Annotated in this window: 17 protein-coding genes; 4 read left to right on the plus strand and 13 right to left on the minus strand. The window is 65.2% G+C overall.

Features of this window, described 5'->3' with window-relative positions:
- Positions 1-15 precede the first annotated feature (15 nt).
- The 11 genes from addA to CK220_RS06000 form a co-directional block, all read right to left on the minus strand.
- A complete protein-coding gene (addA, locus tag CK220_RS05950; RefSeq protein WP_095810750.1) occupies positions 16-3528 on the minus strand; it encodes a double-strand break repair helicase AddA in 3513 nt (1170 codons plus the stop codon).
- Entirely contained in the window at positions 3525-6644 is a 3120-nt protein-coding gene (addB, locus tag CK220_RS05955; RefSeq protein ID WP_095810624.1) for a double-strand break repair protein AddB, read from the minus strand. The genes addA and addB overlap by 4 nt, the downstream gene beginning before the upstream one ends.
- Positions 6641-7363 carry a nucleotidyltransferase family protein gene (locus CK220_RS05960; RefSeq protein ID WP_095810625.1) on the minus strand — a complete coding sequence of 241 codons (723 nt, stop codon included), beginning with the start codon at positions 7361-7363 and terminating at the stop codon, positions 6641-6643. The genes addB and CK220_RS05960 overlap by 4 nt, the downstream gene beginning before the upstream one ends.
- Positions 7360-8871: a tRNA (adenosine(37)-N6)-threonylcarbamoyltransferase complex ATPase subunit type 1 TsaE gene (gene tsaE, locus CK220_RS05965; RefSeq protein ID WP_095810626.1), complete on the minus strand. Its 1512-nt coding sequence runs from the start codon at positions 8869-8871 to the stop codon at positions 7360-7362. The genes CK220_RS05960 and tsaE overlap by 4 nt, the downstream gene beginning before the upstream one ends.
- Before the next feature lie 6 nt (positions 8872-8877).
- Positions 8878-11433: a PAS domain-containing sensor histidine kinase gene (locus CK220_RS05970; RefSeq protein ID WP_095810751.1), complete on the minus strand. Its 2556-nt coding sequence runs from the start codon at positions 11431-11433 to the stop codon at positions 8878-8880.
- Between the two features lie 188 nt (positions 11434-11621).
- Positions 11622-13022: an adenosylhomocysteinase gene (gene ahcY / locus CK220_RS05975; protein WP_095810627.1), complete on the minus strand. Its 1401-nt coding sequence runs from the start codon at positions 13020-13022 to the stop codon at positions 11622-11624.
- A 169-nt stretch (positions 13023-13191) separates the two neighbouring features.
- Positions 13192-13488 (minus strand): HPr family phosphocarrier protein, encoded by a 297-nt coding sequence (locus tag CK220_RS05980; protein ID WP_095810628.1) that lies wholly within the window; start codon positions 13486-13488, stop codon positions 13192-13194.
- Positions 13485-13886 carry a PTS sugar transporter subunit IIA gene (locus CK220_RS05985; RefSeq protein ID WP_067002921.1) on the minus strand — a complete coding sequence of 134 codons (402 nt, stop codon included), beginning with the start codon at positions 13884-13886 and terminating at the stop codon, positions 13485-13487. Before CK220_RS05985 ends, CK220_RS05980 begins: the two co-directional genes overlap by 4 nt.
- Positions 13887-14050: 164 nt before the next feature.
- Entirely contained in the window at positions 14051-14512 is a 462-nt protein-coding gene (locus tag CK220_RS05990) for a serine kinase (RefSeq protein WP_095810629.1), read from the minus strand.
- 33 nt (positions 14513-14545) lie between these two features.
- Complete coding sequence (locus CK220_RS05995) at positions 14546-16330, minus strand: sensor histidine kinase (RefSeq protein ID WP_095810630.1); 1785 nt, start codon at positions 16328-16330, stop codon at positions 14546-14548.
- Between the two features lie 136 nt (positions 16331-16466).
- Entirely contained in the window at positions 16467-17168 is a 702-nt protein-coding gene (locus CK220_RS06000) for a response regulator transcription factor (RefSeq protein ID WP_006201274.1), read from the minus strand.
- A gap of 342 nt (positions 17169-17510) precedes the next feature.
- On the opposite strand from CK220_RS06000, the gene CK220_RS06005 reads away from it, so the two are divergent.
- From CK220_RS06005 to CK220_RS06020, 4 genes are all read left to right on the plus strand, one after another.
- Positions 17511-19121, plus strand: a complete 1611-nt coding sequence (locus CK220_RS06005) for a phosphoenolpyruvate carboxykinase (protein ID WP_095810631.1) — start codon at positions 17511-17513, stop codon at positions 19119-19121.
- Positions 19122-19204: 83 nt separating this feature from the next.
- Positions 19205-19642, plus strand: a complete 438-nt coding sequence (gene arfB / locus CK220_RS06010) for an alternative ribosome rescue aminoacyl-tRNA hydrolase ArfB (RefSeq protein ID WP_095810752.1) — start codon at positions 19205-19207, stop codon at positions 19640-19642.
- Between the two features lie 87 nt (positions 19643-19729).
- Positions 19730-20350 carry an alpha-ketoglutarate-dependent dioxygenase AlkB gene (locus CK220_RS06015; protein WP_095810753.1) on the plus strand — a complete coding sequence of 207 codons (621 nt, stop codon included), beginning with the start codon at positions 19730-19732 and terminating at the stop codon, positions 20348-20350.
- A gap of 58 nt (positions 20351-20408) precedes the next feature.
- On the plus strand, positions 20409-21533 hold the full coding sequence (locus tag CK220_RS06020; protein WP_095810632.1) for a phosphatase PAP2 family protein: 1125 nt from the start codon (positions 20409-20411) through the stop codon (positions 21531-21533).
- Positions 21534-21647: 114 nt separating this feature from the next.
- Here CK220_RS06020 and coaA read toward each other — a convergent pair whose 3' ends face one another.
- Together coaA and CK220_RS06030 are read right to left on the minus strand one after the other, a co-directional pair.
- Positions 21648-22607, minus strand: a complete 960-nt coding sequence (coaA, locus tag CK220_RS06025; protein WP_067002907.1) for a type I pantothenate kinase — start codon at positions 22605-22607, stop codon at positions 21648-21650.
- A gap of 84 nt (positions 22608-22691) precedes the next feature.
- Entirely contained in the window at positions 22692-23015 is a 324-nt protein-coding gene (locus tag CK220_RS06030; RefSeq protein ID WP_095810633.1) for a phosphoribosyl-ATP diphosphatase, read from the minus strand.
- Between the last annotated feature and the right edge of the window lie 8 nt (positions 23016-23023).

Genomic DNA, 23023 nt, shown 5'->3' on the forward strand with positions numbered 1-23023 from the left:
CAAGCAGTTCTTGTGTCACGCTCCCGTGAGTCGGGCAAGGGCGTCGTCCATGGCCGCTGCCGGCAGCCCGATCAGGCGCGGCGTCTCGGTGAACAGCAGCGCGGCCGTCACCGCGCGGCCCGGATAGAGCGGCTGAAGCAGCGCGCGGTAGAGCGCAAGCTGCAGGACATAGGCCGGCGGCACCTCGGCCAGGCCGGTCGGCGCCTGCCGGTTGGTCTTGTAGTCGACGATCGAGACCATTTCCGCGGTGACGGCCAGCCGGTCGATCTTGCCGGAGATGGAGCGCAGCTTGCCCTTCACCTCCAAGCTGCCCATGACGGCGACTTCCGCCCGCGAGGACGGCGAGAACAGCGCCCCGAAGCGGCTGTCGGACAGGATGGAAAGCACCGCCTCCAGCGCGGTGTCGCGCTCTTCGGCTGGCCAGTCGCCGCCGGCGCGCGCCAGATAGCGTTCGGCCGCGCTCCGCCTTTCGTGCTCGGCGATGCCGGGCAGCACCTGCAGCAATTTGTGCAGTGCCAGCCCGCGCATCACCGCAAAGCCGGGTTCGGTTTCCGCGTCGAGCACCGGCGAGCGCGTGTCGGGCAAGCTTTCCGTCGCTTCGTCGATCAACGCCGAGGCGCCTGAAGGCGAGAGCGGCCGCGGCAAGTCCTCATAGGGCGGCAGCGGCCGGAACAGGCCGTCCGGCAGCGGCGCGGCGTCCTCGAACAGTACTGTCTCGTCGGCTTCATTGAGCGCCACCGGCGGCAGCTTGGTCATATGGAAGCGATGCACCGCCACATCGGGTGTGGCCGGATGCCGACGCTCATCGCTTTCCGGCGCTCCTGACAGCGCCCGGCTGACGATCGAATGCCACGTACCGGTGCTTGGCGCCCGCTTGCCGTGGTAGCCGCAGACGATCAGCCGGTCCTCCGCGCGCGTCATGCCGACATAGAGCAGCCGCCGGTATTCGTCGTCGGCAAGCTCGCGCGCCCGCGCCGAGGCCGCTTTCGAAACGCCGTTGGCGACGTCGCTGGCCGAGCGCCAGAGATAGCCCTTGCCCTTCCACTCAGTGCCAGAGCTTTCGAAGGCCATCAGCCGCGGCAGGTGCTGGTCGCTGAACGGCGCCGAGCCGCCGTCGACCAGGAAGACGACCGGGGCCTCCAGGCCCTTGGCGGCGTGCACGGTCATGACCCGAACCTCGTTGCGGGTCTGGTCCATCTCGCGCTTGATCTCCGGCCCGCTGTTTTCCAGCGTCGAGAGGAAGGATTCCAGCCCCGGCAGGCCGGTGCGTTCCTCGGCCAGACAGAAACTCAGGAATTCGTCCAGGATGTCGCCGGCTTCCGGCCCGAGCCGGGCCGTCATCTTGCGGCGCAGGCCGTCGCGCGAAAGCGCGGCGGCATAGAACTCGAACACCGGTTTGAACGCCACCTCAGTCGCCCAGGTATCGAGCCGGCTAACGACGGCGGCCAGGGCCTCGTCTCCACCGGCATGCTGCCGGAGCCATGCGATCAGCGACTGCCCCTTTGGCCGCTCGCCGGCGAGCGTAAGCAACGTCTCCTCGGAGACCTCGAAGATCGGGCTGCGTAGCACGGCGGCCAGGGACAGGTCGTCCTCCGGCTGGATCAAAAAATGGCCGAGCGCGATTAGGTCCTGCACGGCGATATGGCCCGGCAGGCTCAGCCTGTCGGCGCCGGCGACCGGGATCCGCCGGTTCTTGAGGCTGCGCGACAGCGCATGCACGAAGCGATCGCGCTTGCGCACCAGCACCAGAATATCGCCGGCTGTCAGCTTGCGGCCCTTGCCTTCGATGACCTCGCCGTTGCGGAGCCAGTTCTGGATCGTCGTTGCCACATGTTCGGCCACGCGCACCGCGGGCGCGCTGGCATGGTTGACCGGCAAGGTCCAGTCGTCGGGCTCCTCGACCATCTCAGCGCCGATCGAAGGCCACACCTCGACATAGCCCGGCGCATCGGTGCGGATCGCCTTGTGGCTGAGCGGATCGGGATCGTGGCTGATGCCGCGCCGCACGCCTGGCTCGGCGAAGACGCGGTCGACGGCGGCGAGCACGTCGTCGCTCGAACGAAACGACCAGGTGAGCTTCAGGTCGGCAAAGGCGGCTTCCGCGTCGCGCACGCGCCCGGCAAACAAAAGCCGGCTCTCGGCAAAGGAATCCGGTGCGGCTCCTTGAAAGGAATAGATCGACTGCTTCTCGTCGCCCACGGCGAACACCGTGCGCCGCACCGCCTCGCGCTGGCCGAGCCCGGCAAAGAACTCTTCTGCCAGCTTCTTCACCACTTCCCACTGGTCGGGACTGGTGTCCTGCGCCTCGTCGAGCAGGATATGGTCGATGCCCTGGTCGAGCTTGTACTGCACCCATGGACCGGCATCTGGCCGCGACAGCAGGCTGACCGTGCGGGTGATCAAATCGTTGAAGTCGAGGAAGCCGCGGCTTCGCTTCAGCTGCTCGTAGCGGGCGATCAGCCAGCCGGCGACGGTGAGCGCGGCGGCCGTGCCTTCGAGCATGCGGAACAGCGCCAGCCGGTCCGATACGTCGAGGATCGCCTTGGCCGCCGCGAGATAGCGCTCGGCCAGGTCGGGCTGCCTGTCGACCAGCGCCTTCTTGAAGATCTTCGGCGGATCGTAAGGGTCGCCATCGGAGCGCAGAAATGCCTTGGCGAGCAGTCGCAGTCGCCTGATCGGATCGACTTCGGCAAAAGCGATCTGCGCATAGGGCAGCACGTTGTTCAGCACCTGCCGCGCGTCGGCGGCTTCGGCGGCGCGCGCGAAGTCAACGAACTGGCTCAGCACAAAGCCCGGCAGCGGCCAGACCGAAGCGGCAATGCCATCTGCCGTCTGTCCGGGTTTGAAGCCGAATTCGGCGAACAGGGGCCGGAAATCCCGGTCCTTGCCCAGCTTTTCGACAAAGGCTCGCAGTTCGTCGCGCTTGCCGACGATCTCGGACAGCAGCATGTCGAGCCCGAATTCGCCGCCGCGCCCCAGCACCGTGGCAAAAGCTTCCGCCAGACCTTCGACACCGGCGCCGGCACCCGAGATCATGTCGCGGCGCGCATCCGCGAAAAGCGAGGCCTCCATCTGCGGATCGAGCATCTCGAAATGCGCCGGGATATTGGCTTCCAGCGGGAATTGGTGCAGCACCGATTCGCAAAAGGCGTGGATGGTCTGGATTTTCAGGCCGCCCGGCGTTTCCAGTGCCTCGGCAAACAACCGGCGAGCGCGCCGCATCGTATCGCGGTCGGCCGCCCGCCCGTCAAGCGCCGCGATCCGTGTCGCGAGCTCGGCGTCGGGAAGCGCGGTCCATTCCGACAGTGTCGAGAACACGCGGTTCGACATGTTGGCGGCGGCGGCGCGTGTGTAGGTCAGGCACAGGATCTTCGACGGATCGGTGCCGTTGAGCAGGAGCCGGATGACGCGCTGCGCCAGCACATGCGTCTTGCCCGAGCCGGCATTAGCCGAGACCCAGGCGGAATTGCCCGGATCGGAAGCGCGCGCCTGGCTGGCGGCGGTGTCGGAGGGGATCGGATATCTCATCCTTCCGCCTCGTCCTCGCTTGCGCCGCCGGCCGACCATTCGAGCACGCGCGCGAGATGATCGTAGTCGCCATCGGCCTCGCCCTCGCGGAACGGCAGCGCGCGCGATAGATAGCCGGTGGTCGGGTCAGCATAGTGGAACAGCAGCCGCTCCAGCCGCGCCCAGGCTTCCTCGGCCAGCTCGTTGGCGGTCTTCGGCTTGCGGTTGTATTCGAGGATCGATTCCTCGAACACCTCGCCATTCGGCTTCAGCCGCACGAAGGCAAGCTGCGAGGGCTCGCAAATGCCGAGCTCCTTGAAGGCGCCTCGTCTCAGCAACGCGCCCTCCAGCGCAAGCTGCGGCGACAGCAGCGTATGCGCCTGCGCCTTCGAAGGCGAGGAACCGGTCTTGTAGTCGAGGATGTCGGCCATGCCGCCGGCGAGCAGGTCGACCCGGTCGGCATAGCCCGAAAGCGTGACGCCGGTGCGGCCGACAACGGTCTTTTCGGCGCGTTCCTCGGCATAGCGCCTGGCGACGGCATCGGCGCGGGTATGCTCCCATTCGATGATGTTTTCCGCGAGCTGTTCGAAGCGCGGCCACCACACCGCCTCGATATCGGGCGGAAGTGCCACGTCAGCAAAGCACGCTCGGCCGGCCTCGATGAGGCTTGCCAGCGCGTCCGGCGTCCTCGGATCTTCCACCCTTCGCGAAAACAGGTGCAGGATTTCGTGGAACAAGGTGCCGCGTTCGGCAGCGCCGGGGTCGCGGATCACCGGGTCGAGCGGCATCAGGCCGAGAATCCGCCTGGCATAGATCGCATAGGGGTCGCGCCGCAGCGTCTCGATCTCGGTGACCGAGAAATGCTGTGGCCGCAGGTGCAGCGGCGGCTTCGGCTGCGGGCGGGGCGCGAAATCCTTCCTGTCGCCGGCATCGAGCGCGCGCGCCCAGGCAAGCAGCGCGTCGCCGCGCCGGCCAATTGCCGTCGCCTGGTCCTTGCCGATAAAGGTGAGGATGCGCTGCACCCAGCGCGACGGCACCGCCGGCGCATCGCCCGATCGGGCCGAGCGCGTCAGCACCACCGTTTCAGTACCCATCGCCATCTGGAAATCATGCGCGGCAAGGCCGATGCGCCGCTCCGGCGGCTCGAGATCGATGCCGGTCTTCATCAGCCGCGACATGAACCGGTCGCTCTCGGGCTTGCGCGGCCAGACCCCTTCATTGAGCCCGCCGATCACCAGCGTGTCGACGCTCTGCAGGCGGGCTTCCAGCGCGCCCCAGATGGCGATGTTGCGGTCGGTGCCTTGCGACGGCTTGACCGTTTCCGGCGCGATCAGCGCCTCCATCACGTCGGGCCATTCGCCCGCAGCGAAGGTAAAAGGCGATGACGCGGCAACCAACCCACGCAGCAGCTCGGCGAGCTTCTCGCCGGCGTCGCCGGCGTAGAGGTGGCTAAGGCTGCCGTCGGCCGCGCGGCCGAGACCTTCCAGCGCCACGACGCTTGCCCGCGTCAATGTCGCGATATCGGCGTCCTTCTTGTCGCGCATCACCGCGAGCGGGGATAGCGCTTCGGTGAGGCGATTGAGCACGCCCCGCGCCTGTTCGATACCGCGTACCGTGAGGCGCTGGAACCAGAAGGGCTGACGGCTGTCGCCACTAAGGTCCGCGAGCCGCGTCTCGAACAGCGCGTCGAGGGAAGCGACGTCCGGCCGGCCGGTGCCGCCGCGCAGCGCTACCAGCTCGATCAGCTCGGCCGCCTTGCGCACGCTCTGGCGTTCGAGACCGAGGCCAAGCAGCGGATGCTTGAGCAGCGACAGCAGACCCACCGGATCGCCTGGCCGGAATGCAGCGCTTAGCGCCAGCCTGAGCAGGCTGGCGGCCGGCGTGTTGGATAGCGGCGTGCCGCCGGAATCGTCGGCGACGACGCCGAAGCGCAGCAGCTCGGCCGAGACGCGTCGCGCCAGGGCGCGGTCACCGGTGACGAGCGCCGCGCGCTTGCCCGGCACTTCCACCGCACGCTTCAGCGCAATCGCGATCGCCGCCGCCTCGTCACGCTCATTGGCAGCCTCGACCAGCGTCACGCCGGCCAGCGCCTGTTCGACATCGCTGACCAAGAAACGCGGCCGCGTCTCCGTCCAATGCTCGGTGGTTTCAGCCGGCCGCAGCGCCTCGCCGACAAGGGCGGCGCGCAATTCAAGCGGTCTTGACGCAGCGCCGATTTCCTCGACGTCGCGACGCTCAATGCCAATGCTGCCGATCAGCTTTGCGAGACCGTATTGCGGGTGACCAAGTGTTGCCGGCCGCGCGCCGGGCGCCGTTATCGCCGCGAAGGACGCGTCGTCGAGCTCGCGGTCGAGCCCGGGCAGCACGACGGCGCCGTTGGGCAGGCCGGCGATCATGGCAAGCAGCTCGGCGGTGGCGGGAATGGAACCGGTCGAACCGGCGGCGATCACCGGTCCGGTCGGCGGACTGCGCTTCAGCCGCGCCGCTTCCAGCCGAATCAGCGCGCTGCGGTGCGCGGCCGGATTGGAGCGGTCACGCTCCTTGAGCAACTCCGGCCAGTTCTCGGTGACGATGCCGAGGAAATCGAGCGTCACCTGCCACCAGCCGGCAAGGTTGCCGGTGACCAGCGTGGCGAGCTTCGCCCAGTCCGACCCCTCGGTCTCGATCTCGTCCATCAGCCGGGCAAGGTCGCGCGAAAGCCAAATGGCGTCGGCGGCCGAGGTCGGCACGACGAATTCCTCGTTGAAACGCTCCCTAACATGCGCCGGCAGGCTTTCCTTCCAGGCGCGCACCAGCGGCGCCAGCAACAGCAGCCTTTCCTGCGCCGCGATCGGCGGTGCGAGGTCTATCGCCGGCGCCGCCTCGGCGTCAAAAGCGGCCTCGTCCTCGTCGAACTCGCCGAGCGGCCGCACCGTCGGCAGGATGGCCGAGCGTCTGCCGAGCATGTCGACGAGGGCGCCCCGCAGGGCGCGTGCCGCGCGCCGCGTCGGTACATAGATGGTCGCATCGGCCAGCGCCAGCGGCTCGCCGTCGAAGCGGAAGCCGGGGATCAGGCGGCCTTCAAGCAACGCCTCCGCCAGCGTCGGCAGGAACGGCGCTCCGGGCGGGATGGAAAAGACGCGGCGCGAGCCGCTCATACCGCCTTCGCGAGCGCGCCGGTGACCGCCGCTTCGGCTGTCGGAATGGCATCCGGCGTGCCGACGGTGATCCAGCGGCCTCTCATCGCCATGCCGAACAGGCGGCCGGCGGCGATCGCCTTGTCGAAATAGGCGTTGATCGAATGCGGACCTTCGGGCGCATCCTTGAAGATGCGCGGATGGATGATCGCCGCACCGGCATAGATCAGGCCGGCAGGGTCGCCTTTGGAACGCCGCAGCCCGCCGTCCGGCGCCACGAGGAAATCGGTGCCGACGCAGTGTCCGGTCGCTGAGTCGAGATCGGTGAGCATCAGCAGAATATCCATTCTGGCGGCGTCCCATGCAAGGGCAAGGCGATCCAGGCTGGGCTCGCCGCTGTCGATCCAGAACGTATCGGCATTGATGATGTAGAAAGGCTCGCTGCCCAAGAGCGGCAGAGCCTTGACGATGCCGCCGGCCGAGTCCAGCAAGCCCGCGCGCTCGTCGGAAATGAGGATCTTCGGCGCCCGGCGGCCAGCGACATGGGCGATGATCTGCTCCGGCAGATAGTGAACGTTGACAACGGCCCTGGCGACGCCGGCGGCTTCCAGACTGTCCAGTCCCCAGTCGAGCAAGGTCTTGCCGGCGATCTTCACCAGCGGCTTCGGTATCGTCTCGGTGATCGGCCGCATGCGCTTGCCGAGACCGGCCGCAAGCACCATCGCGGTCTTCGGCTTCATGGCGAGCGCTCCTCGAGCAGGCCGTGGGCCATGTAAAATTCCTTCAGGCCGGCAAGCGCCGGGTGCGCCAGCGCCCGCCTCAGATAATCGCGGATGCGCGGCAGGTGCTTCAGATAGTAGGGCTTGCCGTCGCGCTTTTCGAGCCGCACGAAGATGCCGAGGATCTTCGAATTGCGCTGCGCCGCCATGATCGCATAGGCCTTTGCAAAGCCGGCTTCGTCGAAGGTGCCGGCCGAACGCCGCGCCGCGACATAGGCCTCGACCGTCCGCCGCTCGATCTCGGGCGGAACGGTGACACGCGCATCCATGGCTAATGAGGCGACGTCGTAAGCGGCCGGGCCGATCAGCGCGTCCTGCACGTCGACGATGCCGAGCCGATCAAGGCCGGAACGCTCTGCGCGCCAGATGATGTTGGGCGAATGGAAGTCGCGCAGCATCAGCGTGTATTCCTGGCCCTCGAGCCCGTCGAGCACCGCGTTCCATTGCTTGTGATAGCCGGCACGCAACGCGTCGCTTGCCGGCTTGCCGGTGACCATCGGCACATACCAGTCGACCAGAAGATCGGCCTCGATCAGCATCGCCTCGCGGTCAAAGGGCGGAACGTCGTGGTACACGCCCGGCGCGGCCTCCATGCGAACCGGCCAGGCCTTGCCGTGCATCATAGCGAGCAGCTCCGCCGCTGCCTCATGGCGTTCGGCGATCGGCTGGCCGTCGCCGCCCACAAATCCTTCCGAGCCGAGATGTTCGAGCAGCAGAAAGCCCTGGTCGAGGTCCTGCGCATGGATAGCCGGCACGCTGACGCCGGCGGCGAGAAGCGCCCGGTCGATGGCGACGAAGGCGGTGACCGATTGGGCGGTGTGAGCGATCAGGGCGTAAGGCTTGCCGTCGCGCACCGGCGGACCGAGCACAAGGCGCGGCGAGTTCATCAGCACGCGCGGCGCCTGGCCGGCAAGCGAGACGATCTCGTAGGAACGGGCGGACGCATCGCCGACAAAATGACGGCGGCTCGCTTCGCCCCAGCCGGCGGAGGCCAGGAAATCGCGCATCGCCAGCGAGCGCGCCACGCGCTCGAAGGCGGCTCCCTGTTCGGAGATCCTTGCCGAGCGGCCCGCGCCCTGCTCGATAAGCTCGACCTGGAGCGCATTTGCCGGCAGCTGGTCGCCGGCCCGTTCCGGCCATTCGATCAGTGCCGCGCCCTGCGCCAGCGCGTCATCGAGGCCGAGCTCGTCGAGCTCGTCCGGCGAAGACAGGCGGTAGAGGTCGAAATGGTGCACGGGTATCCGCGTCTCGTAGCTCTGCACCAGCGTGAAGGTCGGGCTGGGCACTTCGAGGCCGGCATCGTCGGCAAGCGCCCGAATGAGCGCGCGGGCCAACGTCGACTTGCCGGCGCCGAGATCGCCCTTCAACGCAATCGCGTCGCCAGCCCGCAGCGCCATGGCAAGGTCTTCGCCAAGCCTTGCGGTCGCCGCCTCGTCGGCGAGAAATCGTTCCAACACTGTTTCTGCCAAAGCGTGTTACTCGGCCGCTTCGCGGATGCCGCCGGAGGGCGTCTCTGGGAAGGTGCAGATCACGGTCGTGCCCTTGTCCGCGCCGGTCTCGATGCGCACCGTTCCGCCATGCAATTCGACGAAGCTCTTGACGATCGACAGCCCCAACCCGGCGCCGCGCCGGCGGCCGCCATTGGCGCGTGGCTCGAAGCGGCGGAAGACCGATTCCAGCACGTCCGGGGGCATGCCCGGCCCGTCATCATGCACCGAGAATTCGACGCCGTCGGCCATTTGACGACACGTGAGCGTGATCGTGCTCGCCGCCGGCGCATAGTTCGCGGCATTGCTCAAGAGATTGTAGAGGATCTGGCGGACCCGGATCTCGTCGCCGTGGAAGCTCTTCGGCGCCGATGCAGCGTCGACCTTGAGCTTGATCTGATGCTCCTCCAGCCGGTCGGCGACCAGCTCGGCGGCCGCAGCGATCGTCCTGTCGATGCTCATCTCGGAAATGTCGAGCTGCATGATGCCGGCATCGACCGTCGCAAGATCCAGGATGTCGTTGACGATGGTGAGCAGCACCGAGGACGACGAGCCCACATGCTCGACATATTCGCGCTGCTTCGGCGTCAGCGGCCCCGTCGTCGGCAGCGACAGCAGCTCGGTGAAGCCGATGATGTTGGTCAGCGGCGAGCGCAGTTCGTAGGAGACGTGCTGCACGAATTCGTTCTTCAACTGGTCTGACTTCTCCAGCGCCTCGTTCCTGTCCTTCAGCGCCCGCTCGACATTGACGGTGTCGGTGACGTCGACAAAAGTCATCATCACTTGCCCATTGGGCAGGTGGATCACGGCATAGCTCAGCACCGTGCCGTTGACGAGCTCCGCCTGGCCGTGGCGGTCGCGGCGTTCGTCGTCGAAGCCGGTGATGGCGGCGACGAAGCCGCCCCACGGACTGTCGGCCGCGCGCTGGTCGCAAAAGTCTCGTATCGCCGAGACATGCACGTTAGGCTTGATCGCGTCCGGCGCCAGCCCCCACAGCGCGATAAAGGCGGGGTTGGACAGGCGCAGCCGTCCGTCCGGGCCGAACACCGCCACGCCCTCCGCCAGATTGTCCAGCGTCTCGCCCTGCACGCGTACGGCGGTCTGGTAGCGGCTTTCGAGGTCCATCTTCTCGGTCAGGTTCTCGAACACCCAGGTGACGCCGCCCTTGGGCTGCGGGTTGGCCACCACGCGGATCGTCTTGCCGTCCGGCAGGTGCCACCAATGCTCCTGCGATTCGACGGCGCGATAGGCGCCGAGCAGGTTCTCCTTCCAGCGCCGCCATTCCGGCTGCTCGGCGATCTTGCCTTCGCTGCGCAGGCGGTCGAGCAGCAGCGCGTTGGAGGGGGCGCTGTGGAGGAAGCCGCCATCCAGGCCCCACAGTTTCTGGAATGCCTGATTGAAAAAGCGCAGGTTTTCGTCCGTATCGAAGATCGCCACGGCCGTGTTGAGCTGGTCGAGCGTGTCGGCATGGCTGCGCACGGTGCGCTCATATTCGGCGCGGATCGTCTCGATGGCGCTGATGTCGCAGGCGAGCCCCGCCGAGCCGTCGCCGCTGGCAAAGTCGGTGACCGAAAACATGTGGCGATCGCCCTCGATAACCGTCGACAATGTCTGCTCGAAGACGGGGCGCGACTTGTGCTGTTCGGCAATCTGCTCGCGCGCCTGTCCGCCGAGGAACTCCTTGGCCTCGCGCACGGCGGCTTCCGCGCTTTCCGCTTCCACCGCCTCGGCATAGGCGCGGTTGACCCATTTCAGCCGACCGTCGCCCGCGCGCAGCCATGTCGGCATCTTCAGCGCGTCGAGCAGGCCGAGCATGGTATCGTAGTCGGCGCTGAGCCGCTGGTTCTCGATCTTCAGCCGCGCCTGGCTGCGCAGCGTTTCCGAGAGTGAGATGAAGCGCACCAAGACATGCGCGGCGCTCTTGCGGCCATGCACCTCCAGCGGCATGCCTGCCTGCGTTTCGATGACAAGGTCGAAAGTCTTCGCCTGGTCGCGCAGCGCCGCTATGGCGTTCTCGAGCGCCGCGGCGGAGCGCGGCATCAGCCAGCGGCCGAAAGCGAGGAAGGCGGACCGCTCGTCCGGTGCGCCGCTTTCGAGCGGCAGGCTGCCGATCAGCTCCGGTTTCTTGATCTCGGAACTCCACACGACGACGCGCTGGTCGCGCAAATTGAGCAGCGCCTCGGAGCGCTGCAGGGCCGCGTTGACGTCGGCGATTCGCGCCCTGAGCTGGACATTTTGCGACGCCGTCCGTGCCCGCTCGCGGATCAGGAAGATGGCCGAGACCAGTGCTGCCCCCATGACGCCGGCAAACATGGCAAGTTGCATCACCTCGACCGTGCTGACCGCCGCGGCCGCGCCGGTATCGGCATGCGCCGCAACGCTAAGCGATGGGGCGGCAAACGTGGCGGTGGCAAGAAGCGTGCCGAGACGGGCGCCGGCGCGCCATAGGAGAGCGCCGCCCGTCGCGGCGGAGCCGGTCGTGATCGAATCCTCGTGGCCGCCGGAAACGGCCTTTCCCGCGCGTGGCGGGTTATCCCCCGGCATGTCTTGGTCCTTTTCGCCGCTTGAATGCAAGACCGCCCTGAATGCGTCCCCGGCCCAACTGTCCCCGGACCGCGAATCACAACAATAACGCCTGCCGGAATCGGCGTGAAGAATCACAGGCGCAAAAAATGAAGCCGGGCGGAAAGTCAACACCCGGCTTCAATATGTTGTAGATATTGTCGTTTTGGTTAATAGCGGTAGTGCTCAGGCTTGAACGGGCCCTGCGGCGTCACGCCGATATAGGCCGCCTGCTCGGAAGAGAGCTCGGTGAGACGTGCGCCAAGCTTGCCGAGATGCAGCCGCGCCACCTTCTCATCGAGGTGCTTGGGCAGCACATAGACCTGGTTCTGGTACTGGCCGTGCTTGGTGAAGAGCTCGATCTGAGCCAGCACCTGGTTGGTGAACGAAGCCGACATGACGAAGCTCGGATGGCCCGTGGCGTTGCCGAGGTTGAGCAGGCGGCCTTCGGACAGAAGAATCATCCGCTTGCCGTCCGGGAAGGTGATCATGTCCACCTGCGGCTTGACGTTGGTCCATTTCAGGTTGCGCAGAGACGCCACCTGGATCTCGTTGTCGAAGTGGCCGATGTTGCCGACAATCACCATGTCCTTCATCGCCCGCATATGGTCGAGCGTGACGACGTCCTTGTTGCCGGTGGTGGTGATGACGATGTCGGCGGTGGGGGCTGCGTCTTCCAGCGTGACCACTTCGTAGCCGTCCATCGCCGCCTGCAGCGCGCAGATCGGGTCGACCTCGGTCACCTTGACGCGAGCGCCGGCGCCGCGGAGCGAGGCCGAAGAGCCTTTGCCGACATCGCCGTAGCCGCAGACGACCGCGACCTTGCCGGCCATCATCGTGTCGGTGCCGCGGCGGATGCCGTCGACCAGCGATTCCTTGCAGCCGTATTTGTTGTCGAATTTCGACTTGGTGACGGAGTCGTTGACGTTGATCGCCGGGAAGGGCAGCAGGCCTTTCTTCTGCAACTGGTAGAGCCGGTTGACGCCGGTGGTCGTCTCCTCGGTTACGCCGCGGATCGCTTCCTTTTGTTTGGCGAAGAAGCCGGGCGAAGCCTTCATGCGCTTCTTGATCTGGGCGAACAGGATCTCTTCCTCTTCGCTGCCCGGATTGGACAGCACGTCCTCACCCGCCTCCGCGCGCGCGCCGAGCAGGATGTACATGGTGGCGTCGCCACCGTCATCGAGGATCATGTTGGAGGTGCCGCCGTCGGCCCACTGGAAGATCCGGTCGGTGTAATCCCAGTAGTCCTGTAGCGACTCGCCCTTGATGGCGAAGACCGGAATGCCGGCCTCGGCGATCGCCGCGGCGGCGTGATCCTGGGTGGAGAAGATGTTGCAGGAGGCCCAGCGTATATCGGCGCCCAGCGCTTTCAGCGTCTCGATCAGCACCGCGGTCTGGATGGTCATATGCAGCGAACCGGTGATGCGCGCGCCCTTGAGCGGCTTCTTGTCGCCGAATTCCTCGCGGCAGGCCATCAGGCCCGGCATTTCGGTTTCGGCGATCTCGATCTCCTTGCGGCCCCAGCCGGCAAGCGAAATGTCGGCGACCACATAGTCCTTGCTACCCGTCATGGCAGTGCTCCGGTGTGATTGTCTTCAAAGCGCGCCGGCGCCGGGACGGCGCATGGAGGGCGCGGATTGCGGGCCTGACTAGCAGATCGGCTGCCAAACGACAATGGGATATAAAGAAATCTTTATTCGTGCATGTCTTCGAGACAATGCGCGTTAGGGTCGGCGACCCTCAGATTTCCTCGCCGAAGCGCGAGGCGACCAATTGCTCCAGCGCGTCCATGGCCGGACCGGCTTGCGGACCGGTGGCGGTGACGCGGATCGAATAGCCGGGGCTTGCCGCCAGCATCATCAGGCCCATGATCGAGGTGCCGCCGACCTTCACGCCGTCCTTCTCGACATGGATGGTGGCGTCGAAGCCGCTGGCGACCTGGACGAACTTGGCCGAGGCGCGGGCATGCAGGCCGCGCTGGTTGACGATCGGGAACTCTCGCACCACCTCGTCCTTTTCCGACGCATGGGCGTTCATTTGCTGCTCAGGAGCTGGCTGGCGACGTTGATGTATTTGCGCCCCGCGGCCTGTGCCTCGTCGAGCGCGGCGGCCATGTTGTCGCCCTTGCGGACCGAGGAGAGCTTGATCAGCATCGGCAGGTTCATGCCGGCGATAACCTCGGTGCGGCCCGATTCCATCACCGAGATGGCGAGGTTGGAAGGCGTGCCGCCGAACATGTCGGTGAGCACGATGACGCCGGCCCCGGTGTCGACGCGCGCCACGGCGTCGACAATGTCGGCCCGGCGCTTCTCCATGTCGTCATCGGCGCCGATCGCGACCGTTTCGAAATTGTCCTGTGGCCCCACCACGTGTTCGACGGCATGCCGGAACTCGGTGGCGAGTTGACCGTGCGTCACGAGCACGAGTCCGATCATGTTTTGGTGGCTCCCGTCATCGCCGCTTCACTGGCGTATTTTATGTTCGCCAACCATTCCAGGCGGCGGGAGCGCTATCTTGTCGACGCACGGCCGGTTGACAAGCCCAAAATTGCGAGGGCCCGGGCCATTTTGACGCATTGCAGCAAAAAATACGGACCGGATCATGAAAAAGGCGGTATCGACAGCCGCGCCATCACGGCCGGCACACCTGTGACAACATTGCGCTCGGCAAGATCGATGCGCGGCACCGGGCAGCCCGCGACCGGCTCGCTGATTTCTTCCTGGAAGCGGGCCATTTCCTCTTTCGGCACCAGCCGGACGTGCAGGTCGATCACGCCGCCCGGCTCGAACGGCAGCGGGCTCGGAATGAAGCCAGGCACCTCGGCGAGACCGGCGATGGTGGCCGGCGCCCGGCAGACCAGCCGCCCGTGACGCGGGGCGGCAAGCAGCCTGTCGTCGCCGATCAGCCGCGAAAATAGCCCGCGCACCCGGCAATGGTCGATCAGCGTCAGCGCCAGCGTCGTCTTGCCGGCGCCGGACGGCCCGGTGATGAGGACGCCGCGATCGCCGATCAGGATCGCCGTTGCGTGGATATTTTCGGGCTTCACGGCAGGATCGGACATGATCGTTTCTTCGAATCGTGTCTGGAACGGAGATCAGCCTTCGGCCGGCAGCGTCACCACGAAGCGCGCACCCTTGATCTCGCCCGGCTTGGTCCCTGGGATGTTTTCCGCCGTCAGCGTTCCGCCATGCGCTTCGACGATCTGGCGGCTGATCGACAGGCCCAGGCCGGAGTTCTGGCCGAACGCCTCGCCGGCGGGCCGGTCGGTATAGAAGCGCTCGAAGATGCGGTCGATCTTTTCGGCTCTGATGCCCGGACCGTTGTCGTCGACGGTGACGATGTTGAACTTGCCGGCGCGCGCCAGCGAGATGGTGATGTGGCCGTGTTCCTCGGGAACGAAGGAACGCGCGTTCTCGATCAGGTTGGTGATGACCTGGCCGATCCTCAGATCATGGCCGACGACGACATAGCCTTTGACGCCCTGCGGCAGCTTGGCGACCTTGAGCTCGATCTCGACCGACTTCTTGTTGCGCGTCGCCTCGCGCGAGACCGCGACAAGATCGGTGACGAACTTCTTCAGATCGACCGTCGAGGCATCCTCGCGCGCCAATTCGGCGTCGAGCCGCGACGCGTCCGAAATGTCGGTGATCAGCCGGTCGAGCCGCTTCACGTCGTGCTGGATGATTTCCATCAGGCGCGCGCGTGAGGTGTCGTTCTTGGCCAGCGGCAGCGTTTCGACCGCGCTGCGCAGCGAGGTCAGCGGATTCTTGAGCTCGTGCGAGACATCGGCGGCGAAGCTTTCGATCGCCTCGATGCGCGCATAGAGCGCGTTTGTCATGTCGCGCACCGCGATCGACAGATTGCCGATCTCGTCCTGACGGTCGGAGAAGTCAGGGATCTCCTCGCGGTTCTTGACGCCGCGCCGCACCCGTACGGCGGCAGCCGACAGCCGCCGCAGCGGATTGGCGATGGTGGAGGCCAACAGCAGCGAGAGGATGGCCGTGACGAGCGCCGCGATGCCGAACACGCGCAGGATCGCCCTGCGTTCGGCTGCGACGATCCTGTCGATGTCGCCGCCTTCGGTGGACAGCATCAAAACCCCGAGCACGGCGCGGAAGCGCTGGATCGGCACCGCCACCGAGACGATCTGCTCGCCCTGCTCGCTCACGCGCACGATGGTCGAGGGACTGCCGGTCAGCGCCTTGACCACTTCGGGGAAGGCCGCGCCATTGCCGCCGGGCTGTTCGTGATAGACGGGCAGGTCCTTGTTGCGGAAGAAGTCGAAGACGAATTTCTCGACGCGCTCCAATAAATCGGGCTGCTCGTCGTCGACAGGCGGGAGGTCGTAGCGCAGGATCTGGCCGCGCGAATAGAGATGCCGCGAATCGAGCAGCAGGTTCGCGTCGCGGTCGTAGATGCGGGCGCGCGTGCGGGTCGGCGAGATCAGCCGCCGCAGCACCGGCGCCACGCGCTCGGGATTGATCGGGAAGTCGAGATTGTCGAGCTGGTCGGAGCCTGGCCCCAGGCTTTCGCCGGCCTGCAGCTCGAGCAGCTTTTCCGGATCGATGCTGATCGAGTCGGTCTCGACCGTCGCCGAGGCCGCGATGGCGCCGGCGATGATCTCGCCTTGCGTCATCAGGCTTTCGACGCGGGCGTCGATCAGCCCGTCGCGGAAGGTGTTGAGGTAGAGGATGCCGGTGACCAGCACGGCGAGGCCGGCCAGGTTGAGAAACAGGATGCGCCGCGTCAGGCTGGAGAAGATGTGGTGGCCGAGGAAGCGGCGCATCGGCACCGTGATCTTCGACAGGAATGCAGGCACGATACGCGACGGGCGCTTCGCCGCGCCCGCCCGCCTGCCTCGCTCTACTTCCACTGCCATCAACTAGCAGTCCCTGTCCGGTGAATGGTCAATAGTGAATGGTGAATGGAAAATGGGCCTCAAAGGTAGGGCCGAGGTCATGGTGCTGGCCGCTCGCACCATTCACCATTCACTATTCGCTATCACATTCACTATATCAAGCTTCCCGAAACCGGTACCCGACTCCGTAAAGGGTTTCGATCATCTCGAAGTCGTCATCGACGGCCTTGAACTTCTTGCGCAGCCGCTTGATGTGGCTGTCGATGGTGCGGTCGTCGACATAGACCTGCTCATCATAGGCCGAATCCATCAGCGCATCACGGCTTTTTACCACGCCGGGGCGCTGCGCCAATGAATGCAGGATCAGGAACTCGGTCACCGTCAGCGTCACCGGCTCGCCCTTCCAGGTGCAGGTGTGCCGCTCCTGGTCCATCACCAGTTGGCCGCGCTCGAGCGAGCGCGCCTGCTGGCTGGGCGCCTTGGCGGCCGCCTCGCGGGCGCTGGTGCGGCGCAGCACCGCGCGCACCCGCTCGACAAGCAAGCGCTGCGAGAACGGTTTGCGGATGAAGTCGTCGGCGCCCATCTTGAGGCCGAACAGTTCGTCGATCTCGTCGTCCTTCGAGGTCAGGAAGATCACCGGCAGGTCGGATTTTTGCCGCATCCGGCGCAACAGCTCCATGCCATCCATGCGCGGCATCTTGATGTCGAGGATGGCAAGGTTCGGCGGCCGCGCCGCCAGGCCTTCGAGCGCCGACGCGCCGTCGGTGTAGGTTTCGACGCGGTAGCCCTCGGATTCGAGCGCGATCGACACCGAAGTCAAAATATTGCGGTCGTCGTCGACAAGCGCGATTGTTGCCATTTCAAGCGGCTCCCTCATGAGCTGTCCCTTCTGTCGTCGAGAAAGGGCTTTTGCAGGACAAATTGGGTACAAAATGTGGCACGGGCCCTGTCCGAAGTCACGGGCGGCCTGCCGCTACACACGATCGCACCCATAACCGGATTGGACGAACGAAGCCTGCCAATCCTTTGGGCAACCTCTGCGATTTTTTGCACATATAAACGATTTAAACAACTTTCAAATTTTTTAAATCGATTAATGATTTGATATCATTCGCCTTTTCTGATTGTGACCCTATCTCAATCCCTTGCGCGTTCCGGCAATGACCGGTCAGACGCGGCCAAAATCCGGAGAGGAAATTTGATGTCGGAAGCCGGCAAACGCAACCCCGACTGCGCTATTGACGCGATCGGCCTGAGGACCACGGGCACGGTGCGATATAATTTCGGCGCCGCCGAGCTCTATGAGGAAGCGATCGGCCGCGGTGAGGCGAAATTGACTGCGCAGGGCGCGCTGGTTGCCGAAACCGGCCAGCACACCGGACGCTCGCCTAAGGACAAGTTCGTCGTGCGTGACGACAGCACCGCCCCGCATGTCTGGTGGGATAACAACAAGGCGATCTCGCCGGCGCAGTTCGAGACGCTCCTTGCCGATTTCCGCGCCCATGCTGCGGCCAAGGATCTCTATGTGCAGGATCTCGTCGGCGGCGCCGACGCCGAGTTCCAGCTGCCGGTTCGTGTCGTGACGGAATTCGCCTGGCATTCGCTGTTCATCCGCAATCTCCTGATCCGCCCGCAAGCCGCCGAGCTCGACCGCTTCGTGCCGCAGATGACGATCATCGATCTGCCGTCCTTCCGCGCCGACCCGGCCCGCCACGGCACCCGCGCCGCGACGGTGATCGCGGTCGATCTCACCCGCAAGATCGTGCTGATCGGCGGCACGTCCTATGCCGGCGAGATGAAGAAATCGGTGTTCACCGTGCTGAACTACCTGCTGCCGCAAAAAGGCGTGATGCCGATGCATTGCTCGGCCAATGAGGGACCCGCCGGCGACGCGGCCGTCTTCTTCGGCCTTTCCGGCACAGGCAAGACGACACTGTCGGCCGATCCATCGCGCACGCTGATCGGCGACGACGAGCACGGCTGGGGGCCGCACGGCATCTTCAACTTCGAAGGCGGCTGCTACGCCAAGACGATCAGACTGTCGGCCGAGGCGGAGCCGGAGATATTCGCCACCACGCAGCGCTTCGGCACGGTGCTGGAGAATGTGATTCTCGACGACGCCCGCGTGCCGGATTTCGACGACGGCCGCCTGACGGAGAACACGCGCTGCGCCTATCCGCTGGATTACATTCCCAATGCCTCGAGGACCGGCCGCGCCGGCCATCCGAAGAACATCATCATGCTGACGGCCGACGCCTTCGGCGTCATGCCGCCGATCGCCCGGCTGACGCCGGCGCAGGCGATGTATCACTTCCTTTCCGGCTATACCGCCAAGGTCGCCGGAACCGAAAAGGGCGTCACGGAGCCCGAGGCGACCTTCTCGACCTGCTTCGGCGCGCCCTTCATGCCGCGCCATCCGTCAGAATACGGCAATCTGCTGCGTGAGCTGATCGCCGGCCACGGCGTCGATTGCTGGCTGGTCAACACCGGCTGGACCGACGGCGCCTATGGCACCGGCCGTCGCATGCCGATCAAGGTGACGCGCGCCCTGCTCGGCGCGGCGCTCGACGGCTCGCTCAGTGCCGCCGAATTCCGCACCGACGCCAATTTCGGCTTCGAGGTGCCGGTGGCGGTGCCGGGCGTCGACGGCGCCATTCTCGATCCGCGCTCGACCTGGGCCGACAAGGCGGCCTATGACCGGCAGGCCTCCAAGCTGGTCAACATGTTCGCCGCCAACTTCGAGAAATTCGAAACGCATGTCGACGCGGCCATCCGCGGCGCGGCACCGCGCCTGCAGGAGGCGGCGGAATAGCTGCCGCTCCGAACATCTTTCCCCCACGGCCCGGCTTCGGCCGGGCCTTTTCTTTTTCCCGCCGCCGCGCCATGACTGTGCGCATGAATGCCGACGACAGGATCATCATCGCCAGTGACGCGGTCATCCATCCGGACGACCTGCACGAGGATTTCATCCGCTCTTCCGGCCCGGGCGGCCAGAACGTCAACAAGGTGGCGACCGCCGTCCAGCTGCGCTTCGACGCCGCGAATGCGCCGGGCTTGTCGGAGCGGGTGCGGGAGCGCGCCATCAAGCTCGCCGGCCAGCGCGCCACCAAAGATGGCGTCATCGTCATCGAAGCCGGGCGTTTCCGCACCCAGGAGCAGAATCGCGCCGACGCGCGGTCCAGGTTGACGGCACTGGTCGCCAAGGCGGCCGAGCCGCCGCCGCCGCCGCGCAAGAAGACGAAGCCGTCGAAGGGCGCCGTCGAGCGGCGCCTCAAGACCAAGGCCGGGCGCTCGACGGTGAAGAAGCTGCGCGGCCGGGTCGAAAGCGACTAAGGAGCCGAGATCCGACGGTGGCGGCTTTCAGGTCGCGAAGCCGTTCTGCCGGTGGCATGCTCGGACGAACCGATCGGATCGAATCCCATGCTCGTTCTGCCCAAGGGCGTTCGCCATATGCCGGGCTATCTTCCGCGCACGGACCAGGAAGCGCTGGTCGAGGAAATCAGGCGGATCGTGCAGGCGGCGCCGCTCTATGTGCCTGCCATGCCGCGCACCGGCAAGGAGATGAGCGTGCGCATGACCAATTGCGGCGCGCTCGGTTGGGTGACGGACCGCGAGCGCGGATATCGCTACCAGCCGGAGCACCCGGTGACAGGCGCGCCCTGGCCGCCGATCCCCGAAGCCTTGCTGAAAGTGTGGCGCGAGGTGGCGGCCTATCCGCATCCGCCGGAAGCCTGCCTCGTCAATTTCTATTCGAGCGAGGCCAAGATGGGCCTGCACCAGGACCGCGACGAGCAGGATTTCGCGGCACCCGTCGTTTCGGTGTCGCTCGGCGACGACTGCCTGTTCCGGGTCGGTCAGACCACGCGCGAAGGCGGCGCGAAGTCGTTCAGGCTGAAGAGCGGCGATGTCGTCGTGCTCGGCGGCGAGGGGCGCCTCTCATTCCACGGCGTCGACCGTATCTACCCCGCGACCTCGGCGCTGTTGAGGAATGGCGGCCGGATTAATCTTACGCTGCGGCGGGTAACGGTGCCCGCAAGCTAACCAAATCTACAAGTTTTTCTCATAAGGACGGGCAGCTACTGCAGCTTGGGGCTCGGCAATGACGGAAAGCTATTCGGTCCTCCGCGGCCTGTGGGCAATCGTCACGGAAGCAGCCCAACTCGTTCGCAGGGATTCGGGTCTCTATCTGGCCATCGTCATTTACGTTTTGGCTGGGCTGATCTTTCTGAACGCGATTGGCGCCGCCGACCGCCTCGCCTTCTCGATATATTTCGGGTCCTGGATTTCTCTCAACGGCTTCGCACTGCCCACAATAGCCATTCTTGCCGACACCATTCTCATTATACATCGCTTCAATTCCCGGCGACGTTTGGTTGCGAAAAGAGTGTTTTCCACCGGGCGGTTGGCATACTCGCTATCGGGATTGTGCCTTCTGATGGCGCTCATGATCTTTCAGGGCAATTTCACTTCCGTGAAAAACGGAATGTCAGCCTGGCAAGGCGGTTTTCAATTCGATGTCTTGCACGCCGACATCGACGCTTTCCTCCATTTGGGCGCCGATCCATGGCGCTGGCTCTACTCCGTGGCCGAAAGTGATCTGGTGCGCGCCATAATAGAATGGAACTACAACGTCTTCTGGTTTCTGCTGAATTTCGTCGGCTTGTTCTTCGTCGCGACATCGCCGATGGTGGCATCGGTCCGAACGCGCTATCTCGCCTGCTTTATGGCAGTCTGGATCCTCGTCGGGAACATCCTGGCGGCGCTGTTCCTGTCGGCGGGTCCGGCATTTTACGGCGCGGTCACGGGAGACACGGCGCGGTTTGGTGAACAGCTTGCATTCCTGGCCCGCGGGGCTGCGTCAAGCAACTCCGCTGCGGCCTACCAGCAATATCTATGGTCGCTGTATGAGGCCAAGCGGACCGACTTTGCCACGGGTATCTCGGCGTTTCCAAGCGTTCACGTCGGTCTTGCGATGCTCAATGCATTGTTCGTGCGCGAATACAGCCGCCTTCTCGGCGCCTTCGCTCTGTTCTACGTGGCCTTTGTTGCGGTCAGTTCGGTCTATCTGGCATGGCACTATGCCATAGACGGCTATGTCGCCGTCATCGTCGTGTGTGTGATTTACATCGTCGCTCGCAAGCTGATCCCTGCGGACCGTCGCCTCGTGCCGAGCATGCCGATCGGAGTCGTCAACCGTCCCGTGGCGGCCGCTACGGTCTGCTGAGACCCGCCTGCTTGTCGAAGCCGACGCCGATCAGGACAAAGATTGGAAAGCGCGTCGCCTGAATCGGCGCCAGCGCGATGCGCTTTAGGACTGCTGCCGGTCCGCCGGATTGGATCAGAGTTTCCGCAACGCCACCTCTTCGACCAGGTGGTTGGCGCCTTTGCGCAGGATGAGATCGGCGCGCGCCCTGGTCGGCAGGATATTTTCGCGCAGGTTCTTCAGGTTGATGTTGCTCCACAGGCCCTCGGCGATGGCGCGGGCGGCATCCTCCGAGAGCTGCGAATAGCGGTGGAAGAAGGAGTCCGGGTTGCGGAAGGCAGTCTCACGCAGCCGCATGAAGCGCTGGGTGTACCACTGGTGTATCAGCTTCTCGTCGGCATCGATATAGATGGCGAAGTCGAAGAAATCCGACAAGAACGGCACGATCTTGCCGTCCTTCGGCAGCTTGCCCGGCTGCAAAACATTGATGCCTTCGAAGATCAAAATGTCCGGCCTGTCGATGGTGACGAACTCGCCCGGAATGACGTCGTAGGTCAGGTGCGAGTAGACCGGTGCCCGGACGTCGCGCTGCGCCGACTTGATGCCGGACAGGAAGCGGAGCAGGGCGCCGACGTCGTAGCTTTCGGGAAAGCCCTTGCGCTCCATCAGATTGTTGCGGCGCAGGATCTCGTTCGGCAAGAGGAAGCCGTCGGTGGTGATGAGATCGACCTTCGGGCTCGACGGCCAGCGCGCCAGCAGTTCCTTGAGCACGCGCGCCGTGGTCGATTTGCCGACCGCGACCGAGCCGGCGATGCCGATGATGAAGGGCGTCTTGACGACATCCTGCGCGTTGAAGAAGGCCTGGCGCTGCCTGAACAGCAGCTGGCTCGCCTCGACATGCGCCGAAAGCAGACGGGAAAGCGAGAGATAGATGCGCTTGACCTCTTCGAGGTCGACCGGGTCGTTGAGCGAACGCAGCCGGTCGATCTCGTCCTCGGTCAGCGTGAGCGGCGTGTCGGCGCGGAACTGCGACCATTGCTCGGCCGAGAAGAAACGAAAGGGGGAGTATTTCTCGGTCGGAGCAAGCTGGTCCATCGAGTCTCCTGCCCTCCTAGAGCATGATGCCGAAAAGTGTGGAGCGGTTTTCGGACGACATCATGCTCTATCCGTCTTTAGCGGTCAGCCCCGGGACCGGGACGCCTTTTCGGCGACGCCCGAGCGGCCGGTGCGGCCCTCGAGCTCCTTCAGCACGTCCGCCAGCGGAATGCCCGCGATCCCGAGGACGACCAGCCAATGATACAGAAGATCGGCGCTTTCCGAAACGAGCGCCTGCCTGTCGCCGCGAACGGCGGCGATCACGGCCTCGACCGCTTCCTCGCCGAGCTTCTGCGCCGCCTTGTCCATACCCTTGGCGAACAGTTTCGCCGTCCATGACTCCGGGTCGCCGGAATGGGCGCGCTGATGGATTATCGTTTCCAGCTCGGCGAGCGAAAATTCAGCCATAGCAGTGG

The organism is Mesorhizobium sp. WSM3860 (assembly GCF_002294995.1).
Taxonomy (GTDB): Bacteria; Pseudomonadota; Alphaproteobacteria; order Rhizobiales; family Rhizobiaceae; genus Mesorhizobium.